13 protein-coding genes are annotated in these 18842 nt (G+C 56.4%); 4 read left to right on the top strand and 9 right to left on the bottom strand.

Features of this window, described 5'->3' with window-relative positions:
* Positions 1–2 precede the first annotated feature (2 nt).
* The 6 genes from narI to ACWKXT_RS04450 all read right to left on the bottom strand — a co-directional run bounded on the left by narI (position 3) and on the right by ACWKXT_RS04450 (position 8896).
* A complete protein-coding gene (gene narI, locus ACWKXT_RS04475; RefSeq protein WP_454526732.1) occupies positions 3–683 on the bottom strand; it encodes a respiratory nitrate reductase subunit gamma in 681 nt (226 codons plus the stop codon).
* Entirely contained in the window at positions 680–1375 is a 696-nt protein-coding gene (narW, locus tag ACWKXT_RS04470; protein WP_454531781.1) for a nitrate reductase molybdenum cofactor assembly chaperone, read from the bottom strand. Before narW ends, narI begins: the two co-directional genes overlap by 4 nt.
* Positions 1375–2919, bottom strand: coding sequence for a nitrate reductase subunit beta (gene narH / locus ACWKXT_RS04465; protein ID WP_008501747.1), 1545 nt, complete (start codon positions 2917–2919; stop codon positions 1375–1377). Before narH ends, narW begins: the two co-directional genes overlap by 1 nt.
* Complete coding sequence (locus ACWKXT_RS04460) at positions 2916–6656, bottom strand: nitrate reductase subunit alpha (protein ID WP_454531780.1); 3741 nt, start codon at positions 6654–6656, stop codon at positions 2916–2918. Before ACWKXT_RS04460 ends, narH begins: the two co-directional genes overlap by 4 nt.
* Positions 6657–6723: 67 nt before the next feature.
* Positions 6724–8109, bottom strand: coding sequence for a NarK family nitrate/nitrite MFS transporter (locus ACWKXT_RS04455; RefSeq protein ID WP_454526734.1), 1386 nt, complete (start codon positions 8107–8109; stop codon positions 6724–6726).
* Positions 8110–8320: 211 nt separating this feature from the next.
* Entirely contained in the window at positions 8321–8896 is a 576-nt protein-coding gene (locus ACWKXT_RS04450; protein WP_454531779.1) for a TetR family transcriptional regulator, read from the bottom strand.
* 117 nt (positions 8897–9013) lie between these two features.
* Here ACWKXT_RS04450 and ACWKXT_RS04445 point away from each other — a divergent pair, with 117 nt between their 5' ends.
* Positions 9014–10501 carry a SmvA family efflux MFS transporter gene (locus ACWKXT_RS04445; RefSeq protein ID WP_454531778.1) on the top strand — a complete coding sequence of 496 codons (1488 nt, stop codon included), beginning with the start codon at positions 9014–9016 and terminating at the stop codon, positions 10499–10501.
* A 59-nt stretch (positions 10502–10560) separates the two neighbouring features.
* Here the strand turns inward: ACWKXT_RS04445 and ACWKXT_RS04440 are convergent, their stop codons facing one another.
* Together ACWKXT_RS04440 and yddG are read right to left on the bottom strand one after the other, a co-directional pair.
* Positions 10561–11670, bottom strand: coding sequence for a porin OmpC (locus ACWKXT_RS04440; RefSeq protein ID WP_454531777.1), 1110 nt, complete (start codon positions 11668–11670; stop codon positions 10561–10563).
* A 475-nt stretch (positions 11671–12145) separates the two neighbouring features.
* Positions 12146–13024 carry an aromatic amino acid DMT transporter YddG gene (yddG, locus tag ACWKXT_RS04435; protein WP_454531776.1) on the bottom strand — a complete coding sequence of 293 codons (879 nt, stop codon included), beginning with the start codon at positions 13022–13024 and terminating at the stop codon, positions 12146–12148.
* Positions 13025–13245: 221 nt separating this feature from the next.
* On the opposite strand from yddG, the gene fdnG reads away from it, so the two are divergent.
* From fdnG to fdnI, 3 genes are read left to right on the top strand one after another with little or no spacing between them, the layout of a single operon-like run.
* Positions 13246–16293 carry a formate dehydrogenase-N subunit alpha gene (gene fdnG, locus ACWKXT_RS04430; RefSeq protein ID WP_454531775.1) on the top strand — a complete coding sequence of 1016 codons (3048 nt, stop codon included), beginning with the start codon at positions 13246–13248 and terminating at the stop codon, positions 16291–16293.
* A gap of 11 nt (positions 16294–16304) precedes the next feature.
* Positions 16305–17189, top strand: a complete 885-nt coding sequence (gene fdxH, locus ACWKXT_RS04425) for a formate dehydrogenase subunit beta (protein WP_454526740.1) — start codon at positions 16305–16307, stop codon at positions 17187–17189.
* Positions 17182–17838: a formate dehydrogenase-N subunit gamma gene (gene fdnI, locus ACWKXT_RS04420; protein WP_454526741.1), complete on the top strand. Its 657-nt coding sequence runs from the start codon at positions 17182–17184 to the stop codon at positions 17836–17838. The genes fdxH and fdnI overlap by 8 nt, the downstream gene beginning before the upstream one ends.
* A 60-nt stretch (positions 17839–17898) precedes the next feature.
* Here fdnI and ppk2 read toward each other — a convergent pair whose 3' ends face one another.
* The gene (gene ppk2, locus ACWKXT_RS04415) at positions 17899–18717 is read right to left on the bottom strand and encodes a polyphosphate kinase 2 (RefSeq protein WP_119915697.1); all 819 of its coding nucleotides are present in this window, start codon (positions 18715–18717) and stop codon (positions 17899–17901) included.
* Between the last annotated feature and the right edge of the window lie 125 nt (positions 18718–18842).

Genomic DNA, 18842 nt, shown 5'->3' with positions numbered 1-18842 from the left:
CATCAACGGCGCGATCTCACCACCTGATACCGACGAGTGAAATACTCAAACGGCGCGCTCCACACATGCACCAGGCGGGTGAATGGGAATATAAGGAAGATCGTCATCCCCAGCACCAGATGCACGCGGAAGATCGGCGCGACGCCGCTCAACATCTCCGACGAGCCCCCCCTGAACGTCACGATCCCCTGCGCCCAGCCGACCAGCTTCATCATCTCGCTTCCGTCAGGGTACTGAGCGGAGAAAGGAATGGTCGACAGCCCCAGAATGCACTGGATCAGCAGGATACTCATGATGATGATATCCGGCGTGGTGGACGTGGCGCGCACCCGCTGGTTGAAGAGGCGGCGGATCAGCAGCATTGAACCGCCAATCAGCGTCAATACGCCGCAAATCCCGCCCGCAATCATGGCTAACTGCTGTTTAACCGCGACGGGTAAAAACCAGGCGTACATCCAGTGCGGGGTTAACATGCCGAACAGGTGCCCGAAGAAGATCCCCAGAATGCCGATATGAAACAGGTTCGAAGCCCAGTTCATCCCGCGCTTGCTGAGCATCTGGCTTGACGAGGCGCGCCAGGTGTACTGCCCGTAGTCGTAGCGCAACCAGCTGCCGAGGAAAAACACGGTGGCGCAGATGTAGGGGTAAATGTCATAGAAAAACACGTTCAGGTAATGGATCATTTTGGGCCTCCGGCGCTGACGTCCACGTACTGCGGCGCGACGTCCTGGCTAAAGCGTCGTTGATATTGCTGCATCGGCGAACTGTCGCACGATGTGGCGTTGTCTTCGATAAACTTCACCTGTTCCTCTTCCCAGACGGCGTCCAGCGCCTGACGGGTATCGTCCCGTTTTTCACCGGACACCTGTTTTGCCACGCTGTCGCTGGAAAGTCGCGTTTCCGCCAGCGTCAGCAGGGCGTCAAACAACTGGTAATGCGCCACGCCGCGCTGTTTCAGGCGGCCACCAATCAGCGCCAGAATAGGCGCGACGTTTTGCAACCCTTCGCGCGCTTCGTCGTCGGTAACGATGCTAAGGTACTCCAGGTAGAGCGGCAGATAGTCCGGCAGCTCGCGGCAGTCAAGCTGAAGACCGGCTTTCTCATACTGGCTCATCAAATCGACCATCGCCTGACCGCGATCGCGGGACTCAGCGTGAACGTGCTCGAACAGCAGCAGCGACGTTGCGCGACCGCGCTCAAAAACCTCGCACCACTCGGCCTGCTTATCCAGCAGCGGGGCGTTCAGATGCTGCCGGGTAAACGGCAGCAGCGTGGGCGCGTCCTGCTCAATCAACGAAAACGCTTCATCACGGCTTTCCCACAGGGTCTCATCGGGATATTCGATCAGCAGCGCGATGATTTTGAGGATCTGCATTATTCTCCCTCCCCGTGTTCGCGCACCTCGGTGATGTTGATTGCGTCGATGCGGCTGCTGTTAAAGAGGTTGAATTTGGTGTCGGAGCCGTGGCAGCCGTCGCCAAAGGTGAAGCCGCAGCCGTTTTTCTCCGGGAAGGCGTCGCGTGCCATTTCGCGGTGGCTGGTCGGGATCACGAAGCGGTCTTCGTAGTTCGCGATGGCGAGATAACGGTACATCTCTTCAACCTGCGCTTCGGTCAGGCCGACCTCTTCGATGGCGCGGGTGTCGGTCACGCCTTCAACGGTCTGGGAACGCTTGTAGTGGCGCATCGCCATCATGCGCTTCAGGGCGCGCAGCACCGGGCCGGTATCGCCCGCGCTGAGCATGTTTGCCAGGTACTGCACCGGAATGCGCAGGCTTTCAACCGCCGGCAAAACGCCGTCGCTCTGCGGCAGACCACCCGCATCCGCGTAGGACTGGATCGGCGACAGCGGCGGCACGTACCAGACCATCGGAAGGGTGCGGTATTCCGGGTGTAGCGGCAGGGCGAGCTTCCAGTCCATCGCCATTTTGTAGACCGGCGAACGCTGGGCGGCGTCAATCACGTTCTGCGGAATACCCTGTTTCAGCGCTTCCTCAATCACCGCCGGATCGTTCGGGTTGAGGAACACGTCGCACTGGCGCTCGTACAGATCGGTTTCATGCTCGGTGCTGGCGGCCTCCTCGATACGGTCCGCGTCATACAGCAGCACGCCGAGGTAGCGGATGCGCCCGACGCAGGTTTCCGAGCAGACGGTCGGCTGGCCGGACTCTATGCGCGGGTAGCAGAAGATGCACTTCTCTGACTTGCCGCTTTTCCAGTTGAAGTAGATTTTCTTGTACGGGCAGCCGCTGATGCACAGACGCCAGCCGCGGCATTTGTCCTGGTCAATCAGCACAATGCCGTCCTCTTCGCGCTTGTAAATCGCGCCGCTCGGGCAGGTGGCGACGCAGCTGGGGTTCAGACAGTGTTCGCACAGACGCGGCAGATACATCATGAAGGTGTTTTCAAACTGGCCGTACATCTCTTTCTGGATCTTCTGGAAGTTGCGGTCGCGGGCGCGCTTTTCGAACTCGCCGCCCAGCAGCTCTTCCCAGTTGGGACCCCAGACGATTTTGTCCATCCGCTTGCCGTCAATCAGCGAGCGCGGGCGCGCGGTAGGGAGGTGATCGCCCTCCGGGGCACGGTGCAGATCCTGATAGTCAAAGGTGAAGGGCTCGTAATAATCATCAATCTGCGGCAGCACGGGGTTGGCGAAAATCTTCGACAGCACGCCCATTTTACCGCCGAGGCGCGGCGTCAGCTTGCCGTGAATACCGCGGATCCAGCCGCCTTGCCACTCCTCCTGATCTTCCCAGTTTTTCGGGTAACCAATCCCCGGTTTGGTTTCGACGTTGTTAAACCAAGCATATTCCATCCCTTCGCGCCCGGTCCAGACGTTCTTACAGGTGACCGAGCAGGTGTGGCAGCCAATGCATTTATCGAGATTCAGAACCATGCCAACCTGTGAGCGTATTTTCATTTTTTCGCCTCCTGTACCTGATCCCGACCTTCGCCGTCCAGCCAGTTAATGTTTTTCATTTTGCGGATCATGATGAACTCGTCGCGGTTAGAGCCGACGGTGCCGTAGTAGTTAAAGCTGTACGCCAGCTGAGCGTAGCCGCCGATCATGTGCGTCGGTTTCGGGCAGACGCGCGTGACCGAGTTGTGGATCCCGCCGCGCCGTCCGGTCACTTCCGAGCCGGGAATGTTCAGGATGCGCTCCTGAGCGTGATACATCATGGTCATGCCCGGCGGCACGCGCTGGCTGACCACCGCGCGGGCGGTGAGGGCGCCGTTGGCGTTAAAGGCTTCGATCCAGTCGTTGTCCTCAATGCCCAGCTCGCGCGCGTCGGTTTCGCTTATCCAGACAATCGGACCACCGCGCGACAGGGTCTGCATCAGCAGGTTTTCGCTGTAGGTGGAGTGAATCCCCCATTTCTGGTGCGGCGTCAGGAAGTTAAGCGCTTTTTCCGGGAAGCCGTTGGGTGGGATCTCGCGCATATGGCTGACGCTGCGGGTGTCAATTGGCGGACGGTAGGCCACCAGGCTTTCACCAAAGGCGCGCATCCACGGGTGATCCTGATACAACTGCTGGCGGCCCGAAATCGTGCGCCACGGGATCAGCTCGTGAACGTTGGTATAGCCCGCGTTGTAGGAGACGTGCTCGCTCTCAAGACCGGACCAGGTCGGGCTGGAGATGATTTTGCGCGGCTGCGCCTGAATGTCGTGGAAGCGGATCTTCTCGTCTTCTTTATTCAGCGCCAGATGGGTGTGATCGCGCCCGGTCAGTTCGCCGAGCGCTTCCCAGGCTTTGACCGCTACCTGACCGTTAGTTTCGGGCGCGAGGGCGAGGATCACCTCTGAAGCGTCAATGGCGGTTTCAATACGCGGACGACCTTTCGCCGGGCCGTCGAGCTTGACGTAGTTGAGCTTGCCGAGGAAATCGACCTCATTCTGCGTGTTCCACGAAATGCCTTTTCCGCCGTTGCCGAGCTTGTCCATCAGCGGTCCGAGGGAGGTGAAGCGTTCGTAAGTTTCCGGGTAATGACGTTCGACCACGGCGATGTTCGGCGCCGTTTTACCGGGGATCAGATCGCATTCGCCTTTGCGCCAGTCCTGGACATCAAACGGCTGCGACAGCTCCGCCGGAGAGTCATGCTGCAGCGGCTGTAGCACCACGTCGGTTTCGGTGCCCAGATGGCCGACGCAGACCTCGGAGAAGACTTTGGCGATGCCTTTGTAGATCTCCCAGTCGCTGCGCGATTCCCACGCCGGGTCCACGGCGGCGGAAAGCGGGTGAATAAACGGATGCATGTCCGAGGTATTCATGTCGTCTTTCTCATACCAGGTGGCGGTGGGCAGGACGATATCCGAGAACAGGCAGGTGCTGGACATACGGAAATCGAGCGTCACCAGCAGGTCGAGTTTGCCCTCAATGGCGGCGGTTTGCCATTCCACCTCTTCAGGTTTCACGTCGTCCGTTGAGCCTAAATCCTCACCCTGAATACCGCTCTCGGTGCCAAGCAGGTATTTCAGCATGTATTCATGGCCTTTCCCGGACGAACCGAGCAGGTTAGAGCGCCAGACGAACAGGTTACGCGGGTGGTTTTTACCGTTGTCCGGCTGTTCGCAGGCGAAGCGAATATCACCCGCTTTCAATGCCTCAACGGTATACTCCTGCGGCGTCATGCCCGCCGCATCCGCACGCGCCTTCACGTGCAGCGGGTTAAGGTTAAGCTGAGGGGCCGACGGCAGCCAGCCCATGCGCTCTGCGCGGACGTTGAAATCGATCAGGTGTCCGGTGAATTTCGAGGCATCCGCCAGCGGGGAGAGCAACTCCTGCGCGGTGAGCTTCTCGTAGCGCCACTGGCTGGCGTGGTTGTAGAAGAACGAGGTGCTGTTCATCTGGCGCGGCGGACGGTTCCAGTCCAGCGCGAAGGCCAGCGGCAGCCAGCCGGTTTGCGGGCGCAGCTTCTCCTGGCCGACATAGTGCGACCAGCCGCCGCCGCTTTGTCCGACGCAGCCGCAGAAGACCAGCATGTTGATCATCCCACGGTAGTTCATGTCCATGTGGTACCAGTGGTTCACCCCGGCACCCAGAATGATCATCGAACGACCGTGCGTTTTGTGCGCCGTGTCGGCGAACTCGCGGGCGATCTTTTCAATCAGGTACGCGGGCACGCCGGTGATCTGCTCGCCCCAGGCGGGCGTGTAGGCTTTGATCTGGTCATAGCTGTCTGCGGCGTTGCTGTCTTCCAGACCGCGATCGAGACCGTAGTTAGCCAGCACCAGATCGTAAACGCTAACCACCCGTTTCTGGCTGCCGTCGGCGAGCGTCAGGGTTTTGCTCGGCACGCGGCGCGTCAGCACCGGCTCCTGCTTCACGCTGCGGAAATGCGGGTTTTCGTTGCCGCCAAAGTAGGGGAAGGCGACGTCCGCCACGCTGTCGTGCGTAATCAGCAGAGAAAGCGTCAGTTCAGTTTCCTGTCCTGCGGCAAGCGATTCCAGGTTCCATTTGCCTTTCTCCCCCCAGCGGAAGCCAATCGATCCATTTGGCACCACCAGGTTACCGGCAATATCAAAAGCGACGGTCTTCCACTCTGGGTTATTGGCTTCCCCCAGTCCGTCGACGAGATCGGAGGCGCGCAGCATCCGGCCCGGCACCACGCGACCATCCTCCTGCTCGTCGAGCAGGACCAGCATCGGCATGTCGGTGTAGCGGCGGCAATAGTTGAGGAAGTAATCGCTCGGGTTATCAAGGTGGAACTCTTTAAGGATCACGTGGCCCATCGCCATGGCGAGGGCGCTGTCGGTGCCCTGTTTGGGGGCCAGCCACTGGTCGCTGAGCTTGGCGACCTCCGAGAAGTCCGGCGTGATGGCGACGGTTTTTGTGCCTTTGTAGCGTACCTCGGTGAAGAAGTGGGCGTCCGGGGTACGGGTCTGCGGCACGTTCGAGCCCCAGGCGATGATATAGCTGGAGTTGTACCAGTCCGCAGATTCCGGCACATCGGTCTGCTCGCCCCAGGTCATCGGCGACGCGGGCGGCAGGTCGCAGTACCAGTCATAGAAGCTCAGACAGGTGCCGCCCAGCAGGGAGAGATAGCGCGTTCCGGCGGCGTAAGAGACCATCGACATCGCCGGAATTGGGGAGAAACCGGCCACGCGATCCGGGCCGTAATTTTTGATGGTCCAGACGTTAGCGGCGGCAATCAGCTGATTTAACTCTTTCCAGTTTGAGCGGATAAACCCGCCTTTACCCCGCGCCTGCCGGTAGCTCTGGGCCTTGTGCGGATCCTGTTGGATGGCATCCCAGGCCAGCACCGGATCGGTATGCTGCGCCAGCGCCTCGCGCCAGAGCTCAATCAGCCTGCGGCGCACCAGCGGGTATTTCAGGCGGTTGGCGCTGTAGAGATACCAGGAGTAGCTTGCGCCTCGCGGGCAGCCGCGCGGCTCGTGGTTGGGCAGGTCAGGGCGGGTGCGCGGGTAGTCGGTCTGCTGGGTTTCCCAGGTCACCAGGCCGTTTTTGACATAAATCTTCCAGCTACAGGAGCCGGTACAGTTAACGCCGTGGGTGGATCGCACAATCTTGTCGAACTGCCAGCGCTGGCGGTAGCTGTCCTCCCAGTCGCGGTTGGTGTGGTAAACCTGTCCGTGCCCATCGGCGAAACTGTCGCCTTTTGTTTTGAAGTAACGGAAGCGGTCCAACAGTTTGCTCATGACATTTCTCCTGCTTCGATAGCATGGCCGGAGGGTGCTGCATTACGCTCCGGCGAAGATGTAGTTTTTATTTTTGTGCGGATTTGCGGCCATACACCAGCCAGGTGACGAGCACGCAGACGATGTAAAACACGAGGAAGACTTTCATGGCACCGACCGGCGATCCGGTCATCGCCAGTGACGTACCAAAGGCTTTAGGGATGAAAAACCCGCCTACGGCACCGATGGCGGAGATAAAGCCCAGCGCGGCGGCGGTCTCCGTCACCGCTTCATGCTGTGCCTGCTCGTCAGTGCCACCCTGCTTTTTGACACGGTCGAGGGTGATTTGGCGGAAAATAATCGCGATCATCTGGAAGGTCGATCCGCTGCCCAACCCGGCGGTGAGGAACAGGCCCATAAAGACCAGATAAAAGGCGACAAAGCTGCCGGAGCCAGAGCCGGGCAGCGTCAGGAAGATCAGGGCGCTGAAGATGGCCATAAAGATAAAGTTAATCAGCGTGACGCGCACGCCGCCCAGCCTGTCCGAGATCATCCCGCCAGCGGAGCGTGCCAGCGCGCCGATCAGCGGGCCAAAGAAGGCGAGGTGAAGGATGTTCACGTCCGGAAACTGAGTTTTTGACAGCATGGCAAAGCCCGCCGAGAAGCCGATAAACGAGCCGAAGGTTGCCAGATAGAGCAGGCTCAGCAGCCAGAGATGAAAGCGCTTAAGCACCGGAAGCTGGCTGGCGATGGAGGCTTTTGAGCTGGCGATATCGTTCATGCCAAAAAACGCCGCAAGGGTTGCCAGAAGCAGCAGTGGCGCCCAGATCCAGGCGGCGTTGGCCAGCCACATCGTCGAGCCGTCCTCCTGCGGTACGCCGTGCACGCCGAGGAAAGTGAACATCGGCAGGAAGATGACCAGCGGCGCAACCAGCTGCATGACGCTGACGCCCAGGTTGCCCAGACCGCCGTTGATGCCCAGCGCGCTGCCCTGTCTGGCTTTCGGGAAGAAGAAACTGATGTTGCCCATGCTGGAGGCAAAGTTAGCGCCAGCAAAACCGCAGAGGAGGGCAATGACAATAAAGACCCAGTAAGGCGTGGCGGTGTCCTGAATGGCAATCCCCAGCCAGACGCAGGGAATAATCAGGATAACGGTACTCAATACCGTCCAGTAACGCCCGCCAAATATCGGCACCATAAACGAGTAGGGGACGCGCAATATCGCACCGGAGAGCGAAGGTAATGCCGTTAGCATAAAAAGCTGATCGGTGGTGAAATTAAAACCGACTTTATTCAGATTGACCGCGATGGCGCTAAATAACATCCAGACGCAAAACGCTAATAGCAGGCAAGCTACCGAAATCCATAGATTTCTTCGTGCGATATGTTTTCCTTTATTCTCCCAAAATTGCGCGTTTTCAGGTTTCCAGTTACTCAACAGATGTGGATTACTCTTTTCACTTTGTTGCGACATATCGCCCTCTTGCTTACCATAATGGAGAGAAAAATGAAGTAAAAACAAAAAGATGAGTGAGGATGCGTTCTTGATTTTTTTGGATGCTTTGGGATACATTTGAAAGGATAGATAAAAAATGCGAACCCCTGAGATTAGAATGGAAATAAGGGTTCGCTTAATGTGTTACTAATTGTAACAATTTGCGGGAATTTATACTCCGGAAGGAGTATTAAAACAATTCCAGGGTAATAAGCTTGTCGAGATGCTTATTAAATGCCGCATCGTCCATTTCGGGCATATTTAATATGGTGATCCCATCCAGGCCACAAACCAGCCCTATCAAACGCCAGGCAATATTTTCCGCCCGATCGTTAAGCGTGAACGCGCAGGCAGTCGCCCCGGCACGGATAATCGCCACGGTCTCCTGGTGCCACATCTCCATGGTCAGGACATAAGCCGCTTTTATCTCAGGATCCCGGCTGGCGAGGATTTGTGCTTCCCGCCACAGGCGAATGTAGGGTTCAAACCCACCGTCGTCGCTGCCGAGCATGCTGTGCAGCCGTTCCCGCCAGCTGGCGTTTTCACCCACCACTTCGGCATCCAGTAACTCGCGGATCACGCGTACGAACGCCAGTGATTTTAACTCGCCGCCAGAGGCAAAGTGGTGGTGAACCTGCCCGGTTGCGACGCCCGCTTCTGCAGCAATGCGCCGCACCGTCATGGCTGCCAGCCCCTCGGACAGGGCCACGCGCATAGCGGCCTGCAGGATCGCTTCCCGCCGCTCTTCCTTGCTCAAATATCGCATTTTTTTCTACTCTCAATGGGAATGAAACGAGTGTAACAAAAAGCTGGACATGCGTTCAACATTCCGTAGGATCGCATCCTGGACATGTGTCCATGAATGAAAATGATAAGGAAATTTATGTATCGTCAGTGGTTAGCGTTAGTGATTATCGTGCTGGTGTATATCCCGGTGGCGATTGACGCGACGGTGCTGCACGTGGCGGCGCCAACATTGAGCATGACGCTGGGTGCCAGCGGTAACGAATTGTTGTGGATCATTGATATTTACTCGCTGGTGATGGCGGGGATGGTGCTGCCGATGGGCGCGCTGGGTGACCGCATTGGTTTTAAACGGTTGCTGATGATCGGCAGTACGCTGTTTGGCCTGTCGTCGCTGGCGGCCGCGTTTGCACCTTCTGCAGGGTGGCTGATTGCGGCGCGCGCCTCGCTGGCGATTGGTGCCGCAATGATCATTCCCGCCACCCTGGCAGGGATCCGCACGCTGTTTCTCGACGCGCGGGATCGTAATATCGCGCTTGGCGTCTGGGCGGCGGTCGGTTCCGGTGGGGCGGCGTTTGGCCCGCTGATTGGCGGTATGCTGCTGGAGCACTTCTACTGGGGCTCGGTGTTTTTGATCAACGTGCCGATCGTGCTTATCGTCGTTACCCTCGCAGCGCGCTTTGTTCCGCAGCAGGAAGGGCGTCCTGAGCAGCCGTTAAATATCAGCCACGCGATCATGCTGATTGTGGCCATTCTGCTGCTGGTTTATAGCGCCAAAACCGCGTTGAAGGGCGCGCTGTCGCCGTGGCTGGTGGCATGTACCTTGCTCACGGGGGCCGTGATGCTGTTTATTTTCGTGCGCATCCAGCTGCGCGCCCGCGTGCCGATGATCGACATGCGTCTGTTTTGCCACCGCATTATATTAAGCGGCGTGGTGATGGCGATGACGGCGATGATCGCACTGGTGGGCTTTGAATTGTTGATGGCGCAGGAGCTGCAGTTTGTCCACGGCTTTACCCCGTTCGAAGCCGGAATGTTTATGCTCCCGGTGATGGTGGCGAGCGGATTCAGTGGGCCGATTGCCGGCGTGTTGGTGGGGCGTCTGGGGTTGCGCATTGTTGCGGCCGGGGGCATGGGGCTTAGCGCGGTCAGCTTTATCGGCCTGTCGACGTTGAATTTCAGTACACAGCAGTGGCAGGCCTGGTGTCTGATGGTGCTGCTCGGCTTCAGTGCCGCCAGCGCGCTGCTGGCCTCAACCTCGGCAATTATGGCCGCGGCACCAAAAGAGAAAGCCGCCGCCGCCGGGGCGATTGAAACCATGTCCTATGAACTGGGGGCTGGACTGGGGATCGCGATTTTCGGGCTGTTGCTTACCCGCAGCTTCTCGGCGTCGATAGTACTCCCGGCGGGGCTGAACGCGTCGCTCGCCGATAAAGCGTCCTCTTCTATTGGTGAAGCGATGAAGGTGGCACAGGATCTGACGTCGCCGCTGGCGGAGTCGGTGATGGGGGCGGCAAAAGAGGCGTTTATCACCTCTCACAGCGTGGCGCTGGGGAGTGCGGGAGGCATGCTGCTGCTTCTGGCTATCGGGATTTGGTTTAGTCTGGCGAAGGTAAACCCGCAGTAACACATTTTGCAGAAACAAAAAAAGCCAGCTGAGTAAGCTGGCTTTTTCACGGACAATATTTAGAACTGGTAGGTCAGACCCAGTGCCACGATGTTGTCAGTACCAATGCCTGCCTGGCGGGTAAAGTTGTTGTCGTCGAGCAGGTTGATTTTGTAATCCACGTAGGTGGACATGTTTTTGTTAAAATAGTACGTGGTGCCAACATCGATGTATTTAACCAGATCCTGGTTGCCAAAGTTCTCGATGTCTTTACCTTTAGACTGCAGGTAGGCGATGGATGGACGCAGACCAAAGTCGAACTGGTACTGAGCCACAACTTCGAAGTTTTGCGCCTTGTTTGCAAAGCCGTAAATGTCGGTACGCTTGTTGTTCGAAGTACCGAAACGGGTTGCGTTGTAGGTCTGAGAGTACTGCGCAGCAAGGTAAATGTTGTTTGCGTCGTATTTCACGCCACCGCTGTACACTTCCGCACGGTCGCCTTCACCGTATACGCCAGCCGCATTCTGGTCAGCGGTACGACGTGAGGAGGACATTGCACCACCTACGCTGAAGCCTTCACCCAGATCGTAAGTCAGGGACGCACCGTAGCCGTCGCCATTCTGGTTCAGCAGGCTGCGACCGCTGGTGTTTTCACCGCTTACGCTGCCGTTTTTACCCTGGTACTGCAGCGCGAAGTTCAGACCATCGACCAGACCGAAGAAGTCCTGGTTACGGTACGTTGCCACGCCGTTAGCACGAGACTGCAGGAAGTTATCTGCGCCGTAGGTGTCACCGCCGAATTCTGGCAGAACGTCGGTCCAGGAAGTCACGTCGTAAATCACGCCGTAGTTACGACCGTAATCGAATGAACCCGCTTCAGCGAATTTCAGACCAGCGAAGGCCACACGGGTCCAGGACTGGTTGTCGCCTTCGTCTTTGTTACCCTGAATCTGGTATTCCCACTGGCCGTAGCCGGAGAGCCGATCGTTAACCTGAGTTTCACCCTTGAAGCCGATACGCATGTAGGTTTTATCGCCATCTGCGCCAGCGTCATCAGAGAAATAGTGCAGACCTGTCACTTTACCGTACAGATCCAGCTTGTTACCGTCTTTGTTATAAATCTCAGCAGCGTTTACAACGCCTGCCGCCAACATGGAAGTGACTGCCACTGCAACTAATTTAAGTTTCATCTTAAATATTCCTTATAATTTTTTTCAGTATTTCCTGAACCATCTTGAACGATTTCTAAACGAGGCTGCTCGTCAATGGCACGCTATTTTTAAAAATCTTGTAGTTGTCTTTCAATAATAAGTTTCAAAATATGAGTAATAATTTCATTTAGTGTGATCGAGATCGGATTAATGACGGAGGAATAAAATGATGTGACGATTATTTAATCAGAATACGTTTATTTTTCTGGCAGCCACTATGATGGGTATTATTGCATTTCGTGTTATTGATGGCGGTAATATTCGCAGGGAAGTAGTTACGCAGCGGTGTCAGGTTATGTCAATTTAAGGTGGGGGGATTGACGAAAGGAAGTAATATAAACAGAACATCAACAAGCGCACTAATGTTCTGATTAATATATTACGATGTGATCACATATTAAATTTATGTTAATTTTTATGCCGGGTTTAATCGAACCCGGCAAACTTCTGAATCTTATTTTCGCGTGGCGTACCAGCAGAGCAACGAGCCTGCGCAGACCATCACTGCGCCTTGCCAGAACGAAAATGAGAGAGGGGAGCTCAGCAGCACGGCAGCGAGTGCAGCAGAGAGCACGGGAGTAAAATAGGATACGGCAGCCAGCACCGTGACGTTACCGTGCAGAATGCCAATATTCCATGCCGCATAGCCAAACCCAAGCGCAATGCCGCACATAACGAGCTTCACGATAACCGGAAAGCTGAACACCATTTCTGGCTGATCGCTAATGGTATATTTCACCCACAGGCTCAGCGCAGTGAGCAACACAAAGAGGGTGATACCGTTTTGCCCTTTGGCAAATTTGGCGGTTACGGTGCAGTAGGCGGCCCAGATAAATGCTCCCGCAAAGGCAAGCGCATAGCTGAGCGGGTTTGAGACGATATTGCGGGTTATTTCATCAATATGTAACCCTTGCTCACCCCCTAATACCCAACATACGCCGAGCAATGAGATCGCTAAACCTGGAATCACCCACAGCGTTGATTTTTGTCCATTGAACAAAATGGCAAAGAGTATTGTCAGGCTCGGCCAGAGATAATTTACCATTCCCACCTCAATAGCCTGTGGCCTCGATGTGGCATAGCCTAATGACAGGGCAAGGCAAATTTCATAACTGACAAACAGCACGCTGCCTGCAATAAGATACCCAGGTGAAAAACGTTTAATATCAGGAAATCCTACCGTCACCAGACACAATAATCCGCTGAGGGTGTAAATCATCGCCGCGCCGCCGACGGGCCCCAGTCCCTCGCTTACGCTACGAATCAGGCCCACCATCGTGCTCCACAACAGTATCGCCGCCAGTCCTGTTAGCGTTGCTCTCTTTCTGTCCATTTCGTCTTCATCGCTAATAAATTCAAAGGAAAAATGTATAGCATTAATCCAGACCCTGTCGCGAATAATTCTCTCAAGTGTTTAACCCTAAAGGATTATTCAAACGCGGCAGCGCTGACTATTAAGGGGGCGAAGTCGGGCGACCTTGATTTGACGCAAAAAAAATAGGGGCTTTGCTGTTAGTTTGCGGCGCGAAGTCTTATCAGATAACGAGGACAACAATGGACGTCAGCCGCAGACAATTTTTTAAAATCTGCGCGGGCGGTATGGCCGGAACAACAGCCGCAATGCTGGGATTTGCTCCCAAAATGGCGCTGGCTCAGGCACGCAACTATAAGCTGCTGCGCGCAAAAGAGATCCGTAACACCTGCACATACTGTTCCGTAGGTTGTGGGCTTTTGATGTATAGCCTGGGCGATGGCGCGAAGAACGCCAGAGAAGCGATTTACCATATTGAAGGGGATCCGGATCATCCGGTGAGCCGTGGGGCGCTGTGCCCGAAAGGGGCGGGCCTGCTGGACTACGTCCACAGTGAAAACCGCCTGCGCTACCCGGAATACCGCGCGCCGGGTTCGGATAAATGGCAGCGTATCTCCTGGGATGAAGCCTTCTCCCGTATTGCAAAACTGATGAAAGCCGACCGTGACGCCAACTTTATTGAGAAGAACGCGCAGGGCGTAACGGTTAACCGCTGGTTATCCACCGGCATGTTATGCGCCTCTGCGGCAAGTAATGAAACCGGCATGCTGACGCAAAAATTTGTGCGCTCTCTCGGCATGCTGGCGGTAGACAACCAGGCGCGCGTCTGACACGGACCAACGGTAGCAAGTCTTGCTCCAACATTTGGTCGCGGTGCGATGACCAACCACTGGGTTGATATCAAAAACGCTAACGTCGTGGTGGTGATGGGCGGTAACGCCGCTGAAGCCCATCCGGTGGGATTCCGCTGGGCGATGGAAGCGAAAAACAACAACGATGCGACGCTTATCGTCGTCGATCCGCGCTTTACGCGCACGGCATCGGTGGCCGATATCTATGCGCCGATCCGCTCCGGTACGGACATTACGTTCCTCTCCGGGGTTCTGCTGTACCTGATCGAAAACAACAAAATTAACGCGGAATACGTTAAGCATTACACCAACGCGAACCTGCTGGTGCGGGATGATTTTGCCTTCGATGACGGGCTGTTTAGCGGCTATGACGCCGAAAAACGCCAGTACGACAAAACGTCCTGGAACTATCAGTTCGATGAAAACGGCTATGCGATGCGGGATGAAACGCTGACGCACCCGCGCTGCGTGTGGAACCTGCTGAAGCAGCACGTTTCCCGCTATACGCCGGACGTGGTGGAAAACATCTGCGGCACGCCGAAAGCGGACTTCCTGAAGGTCTGTGAAGTGCTGGCCTCCACCAGCGCCGCAGACAGAACCACGACGTTCCTGTATGCGCTGGGCTGGACGCAGCATACCGTGGGCGCGCAGAACATCCGTACCATGGCGATGATCCAGCTGCTGCTCGGCAACATGGGGATGGCCGGTGGCGGCGTGAACGCATTGCGCGGCCACTCTAACATTCAGGGCTTAACCGATCTCGGTCTGCTCTCCACCAGCCTGCCGGGCTACCTGACGCTGCCGTCTGAAAAGCAGGCCGATCTGCAAACGTATCTTGAGGCCAATACGCCAAAAGCGACGCTGCCGGATCAGGTGAACTACTGGAGCAACTATCCGAAGTTCTACGTCAGCCTGATGAAGTCCTTCTACGGCGACGCGGCGCAGAAAGAGAACGACTGGGGCTTTGAGTGGCTGCCGAAGTGGGACCAGGCTTACGACGTCATCAAGTATTTCAACATGATGGAGAAGGGCAAAGTCACCGGCTATATCTGCCAGGGCTTTAACCCTGTGGCCTCCTTCCCGGACAAAAACAAAGTTGTTAGTAGCCTGAGCAAGCTGAAGTACATGGTGGTTATCGATCCGCTGGTGACCGAGACTTCCACCTTCTGGCAGAACCACGGCGAATCCAACGATGTCGATCCGGCATCGATTCAGACCGAAGTGTTCCGCCTGCCGTCAACCTGCTTTGCGGAAGAGGACGGCTCTATTGCCAACTCCGGCCGCTGGCTGCAGTGGCACTGGAAAGGGCAGGACGCACCGGGCGAAGCGCGTAACGACGGCGAAATCCTGGCTGGCATTTACCATCGCCTGCGCGAAATGTACCGCACTGAAGGCGGCAAAGGCGCTGAGCCACTGCTGAAGATGAGCTGGCACTACAAGCAGCCGGACCATCCTGAGTCAGAAGAAGTCGCCAAAGAGAACAACGGCGTGGCGCTGGCGGATCTCTATGACGCTAGCGGTAATCTGGTGGCGAAGAAAGGCCAACTGCTGAACAGCTTCGCGCTGCTGCGCGACGACGGTACCACGGCATCGTCCTGCTGGATCTACACCGGCAGCTGGACGGAGCAGGGTAACCAGATGGCCAACCGCGACAACGCTGACCCGTCAGGCCTGGGCAACACGCTGGGCTGGGCATGGGCGTGGCCGCTGAACCGTCGCGTGCTGTACAACCGCGCATCTGCCGACGTGAACGGCAAACCGTGGGATCCGAAGCGTATGCTGATCCAGTGGAACGGGGCGAAGTGGACGGGGAACGACATCCCGGACTACAACACCGCCGCACCGGGCAGTAACACCGGGCCGTTCATCATGCAGCCGGAAGGGCTGGGACGCCTGTTTGCCCTCAACAAGCTGGCGGAAGGGCCGTTCCCGGAACACTACGAGCCGATGGAAACGCCGCTCGGCACTAACCCGCTGCATCCGAACGTGGTCTCCAGCCCGGTGGTACGCATCTACGAAGAAGACGTGCTGCGCCTGGGCAAAAAGGACAAGTTCCCGTACGTGGGAACGACCTACCGCCTGACCGAGCATTTCCATACCTGGACCAAGCACGCGCGGCTTAACGCCATCGCGCAGCCTGAACAGTTTGTGGAGATCAGCGAAACGCTGGCGAAGGCGAAAGGCATTGCCAACGGCGATCGTGTGAAGGTGAGCAGCAAGCGCGGCTTTATTCGCGCGGTGGCGGTGGTGACCCGTCGTTTGCAGTCGCTGAACGTGCACGGCCAGCAGGTGGAAACCGTCGGTATCCCGCTGCACTGGGGCTTTGAGGGGGTGGCGCAGAAAGGCTACATCGCCAATACCCTGACGCCAAACGTCGGCGATTCCAACTCGCAAACGCCGGAGTACAAGGCGTTTCTGGTCAACATCGAGAAAGCGTAAGGAGCGAATAAATGGCGATGGAAACACAAGACATTATTAAACGCTCCGCGACTAACCCGGTTACCCCCGCGCCGCGCGCGCGGGACTACAAGGCCGAAGTCGCCAAGCTGATCGACGTTTCCTCCTGCGTGGGCTGCAAGGCCTGCCAGGTGGCCTGTTCAGAGTGGAACGATATCCGCGACGAGGTGGGGCACTGCGTTGGCGTTTACGATAATCCGGCGGATCTGAGCGCCAAATCCTGGACGGTGATGCGCTTTAGCGAAACCGACCAGAATGGCAAGCTGGAGTGGCTGATCCGTAAAGACGGCTGCATGCACTGTGAAGATCCTGGTTGTCTGAAGGCGTGTCCGTCTGCCGGTGCGATAATTCAGTACGCTAACGGGATCGTCGACTTCCAGCAGGATAACTGCATCGGCTGCGGCTACTGCATTGCGGGCTGTCCGTTTAATATCCCACGCCTCAATAAAGAGGATAACCGGGTATATAAATGCACCCTGTGCGTGGACCGCGTCAGCGTCGGGCAGGAGCCTGCCTGCGTGAAGACCTGTCCGACCGGCGCGATCCACTTCGGCACCAAAAAAGAGATGCTCGACGTGGCGCAAGAGCGTGTGGACAAGCTGAAAGCGCGAGGCTACGACAAGGCGGGCATTTACAACCCGCAGGGCGTGGGCGGTACGCACGTGATGTACGTGCTGCACCATAACGACCAGCCGGAGCTGTACCACCATCTGCCAAAGGACCCGGCGATTGACACGTCGATCAACCTGTGGAAAGGGGCGCTCAAACCGCTCTCAGCGGCGGGCTTTATCGCCACCTTTGCCGGGTTGATTTATCACTACATTGGTATCGGACCAAACAAAGAGGTGGACGACGACGAGGAGGAGCATCATGAGTAAGTCGAAAATGATCGTGCGCACGAAGTTTGTTGACCGCGCCTGTCACTGGACGGTGGTGATCTGCTTCTTCCTGGTGGCGGTATCGGGGATTTCGTTCTTCTTCCCGACGCTGCAGTGGCTGACCGAAACCTTCGGTACGCCACAGATGGGGCGTATTCTGCATCCGTTCTTCGGCGTGCTGATTTTCGTGGTGCTGATGTTTATGTTCGTGCGCTTCGTGCACCACAACATCCCGGACAAACAGGACATTCCGTGGCTGAAAGGGATCGTCGAAGTTCTGAAGGGCAACGAGCATAAAGTTGCGAAGGTGGGCAAGTACAACGCCGGGCAGAAGATGATGTTCTGGACCATCATGAGCATGATTTTTGTGCTGCTGGTGACCGGGGTGATTATCTGGCGTCCGTATTTTGCGCACTATTTCCCGATTCAGGTAATTCGCTACGCGCTGCTGATCCACGCCACGTCAGCCATTATTTTGATCCATGCCATCCTGATTCATATGTATATGGCATTCTGGGTGAAAGGTTCAATTAAAGGGATGATTGAAGGGAAGGTGAGTCGCCGCTGGGCGCAGAAACACCACCCGCGCTGGTATCGTGATGTGGAACGTCTGGAAGCGAAAAAAGAAAGTATGGAAGGGATGAAGTAAGACCTGCGCCGTCGGCTTTGCCCGGCGGCGCTGCGCTTGCGCGGGCCTACCTCTGCTATTTCAGAACCGCTCCTCCACATACCGGAACGGATATTTTGTGGGTTTGACTTTGCCAATTTTGCGTTTCGGTAAATCCACTTTGTCGACATGTATTTCTTTATAGGGGATCTGCGAAAGTAGGTGCGAAATAATATTCAGGCGCACGCGTTTTTTATCTTCTGAACGCGCCACAAACCACGGCGCCCATGCGGTATCGGTGGCTTCAAACATAGCGTCGCGCGCGAGGGTATACTCGTCCCACAGGTTAAAGGATTTAATATCCATCGGCGATAGCTTCCAGATTTTACGACCATCGTTAATACGGTCGCGCAGGCGGCGCTCCTGCTCTTTCGGCGTCACCTCCAGCCAGTACTTAAGCAGGATAATACCGGCATCCACCATCGCTTTTTCCATCACCGGCGTGCCGTCCAGAAATTTTTCCACCTGTTCTTCGGTGCAGAATCCCATCACGCGCTCGACGCCCGCGCGGTTATACCAGCTGCGGTCGAATATGACGATTTCGCCCGCTGAGGGCAGATGCGGTACGTAACGCTGGAAATAGAGCTGGCTTTTCTCTTTATCGGTAGGCGCGGGAAGCGCGACGACGCGAAAGACGCGCGGGCTGACGCGCTCGGTAATTGCTTTGATGGTACCGCCTTTACCGGCGCCGTCGCGGCCCTCAAAAACGATACATACCTTTAATCCTTTAGCGACCACCCACTGCTGGAGCTTAACCAGTTCAACGTGCAGGCGACGAAGCTCTTTTTCGTACTCTTTAGTCTTTAGCGGAGCACTCTTTACGACTTCAACAGCGACAGGGGCTTTCTTTTTGCTACCCATGATTGTCATCCTCTGGTTGTCCGGCGCGGGAAAAGGCGAGGCCGCACTATGAAGTGTAATCCACCTGAATTAATGGATTAATGTGTCAGCCAACGGATTTGAACTGGCTCACCATACAAGATTGT

This window comes from Enterobacter sp. UPMP701 (assembly GCF_053709515.1).
The sequence above is the reverse complement of the archived record's forward strand: the minus strand, read 5'-3'. Positions and strand labels throughout refer to the sequence as shown.

Excerpts from the sequence above, each read along its gene's own strand:
- narI (WP_454526732.1), bottom strand. The coding sequence starts at position 683 with ATGATCCATTACCTGAACGTGTTTTTCTATGACATTTACCCCTACATC.
- narW (WP_454531781.1), bottom strand. The coding sequence starts at position 1,375 with ATGCAGATCCTCAAAATCATCGCGCTGCTGATCGAATATCCCGATGAG.
- narH (WP_008501747.1), bottom strand. The coding sequence starts at position 2,919 with ATGAAAATACGCTCACAGGTTGGCATGGTTCTGAATCTCGATAAATGC.
- ACWKXT_RS04460 (WP_454531780.1), bottom strand. The coding sequence starts at position 6,656 with ATGAGCAAACTGTTGGACCGCTTCCGTTACTTCAAAACAAAAGGCGAC.
- ACWKXT_RS04455 (WP_454526734.1), bottom strand. The coding sequence starts at position 8,109 with ATGTCGCAACAAAGTGAAAAGAGTAATCCACATCTGTTGAGTAACTGG.
- ACWKXT_RS04450 (WP_454531779.1), bottom strand. The coding sequence starts at position 8,896 with ATGCGATATTTGAGCAAGGAAGAGCGGCGGGAAGCGATCCTGCAGGCC.
- ACWKXT_RS04445 (WP_454531778.1), top strand. The coding sequence starts at position 9,014 with ATGTATCGTCAGTGGTTAGCGTTAGTGATTATCGTGCTGGTGTATATC.
- ACWKXT_RS04440 (WP_454531777.1), bottom strand. The coding sequence starts at position 11,670 with ATGAAACTTAAATTAGTTGCAGTGGCAGTCACTTCCATGTTGGCGGCA.
- yddG (WP_454531776.1), bottom strand. The coding sequence starts at position 13,024 with ATGGACAGAAAGAGAGCAACGCTAACAGGACTGGCGGCGATACTGTTG.
- fdxH (WP_454526740.1), top strand. The coding sequence starts at position 16,305 with ATGGCGATGGAAACACAAGACATTATTAAACGCTCCGCGACTAACCCG.
- fdnI (WP_454526741.1), top strand. The coding sequence starts at position 17,182 with ATGAGTAAGTCGAAAATGATCGTGCGCACGAAGTTTGTTGACCGCGCC.
- ppk2 (WP_119915697.1), bottom strand. The coding sequence starts at position 18,717 with ATGGGTAGCAAAAAGAAAGCCCCTGTCGCTGTTGAAGTCGTAAAGAGT.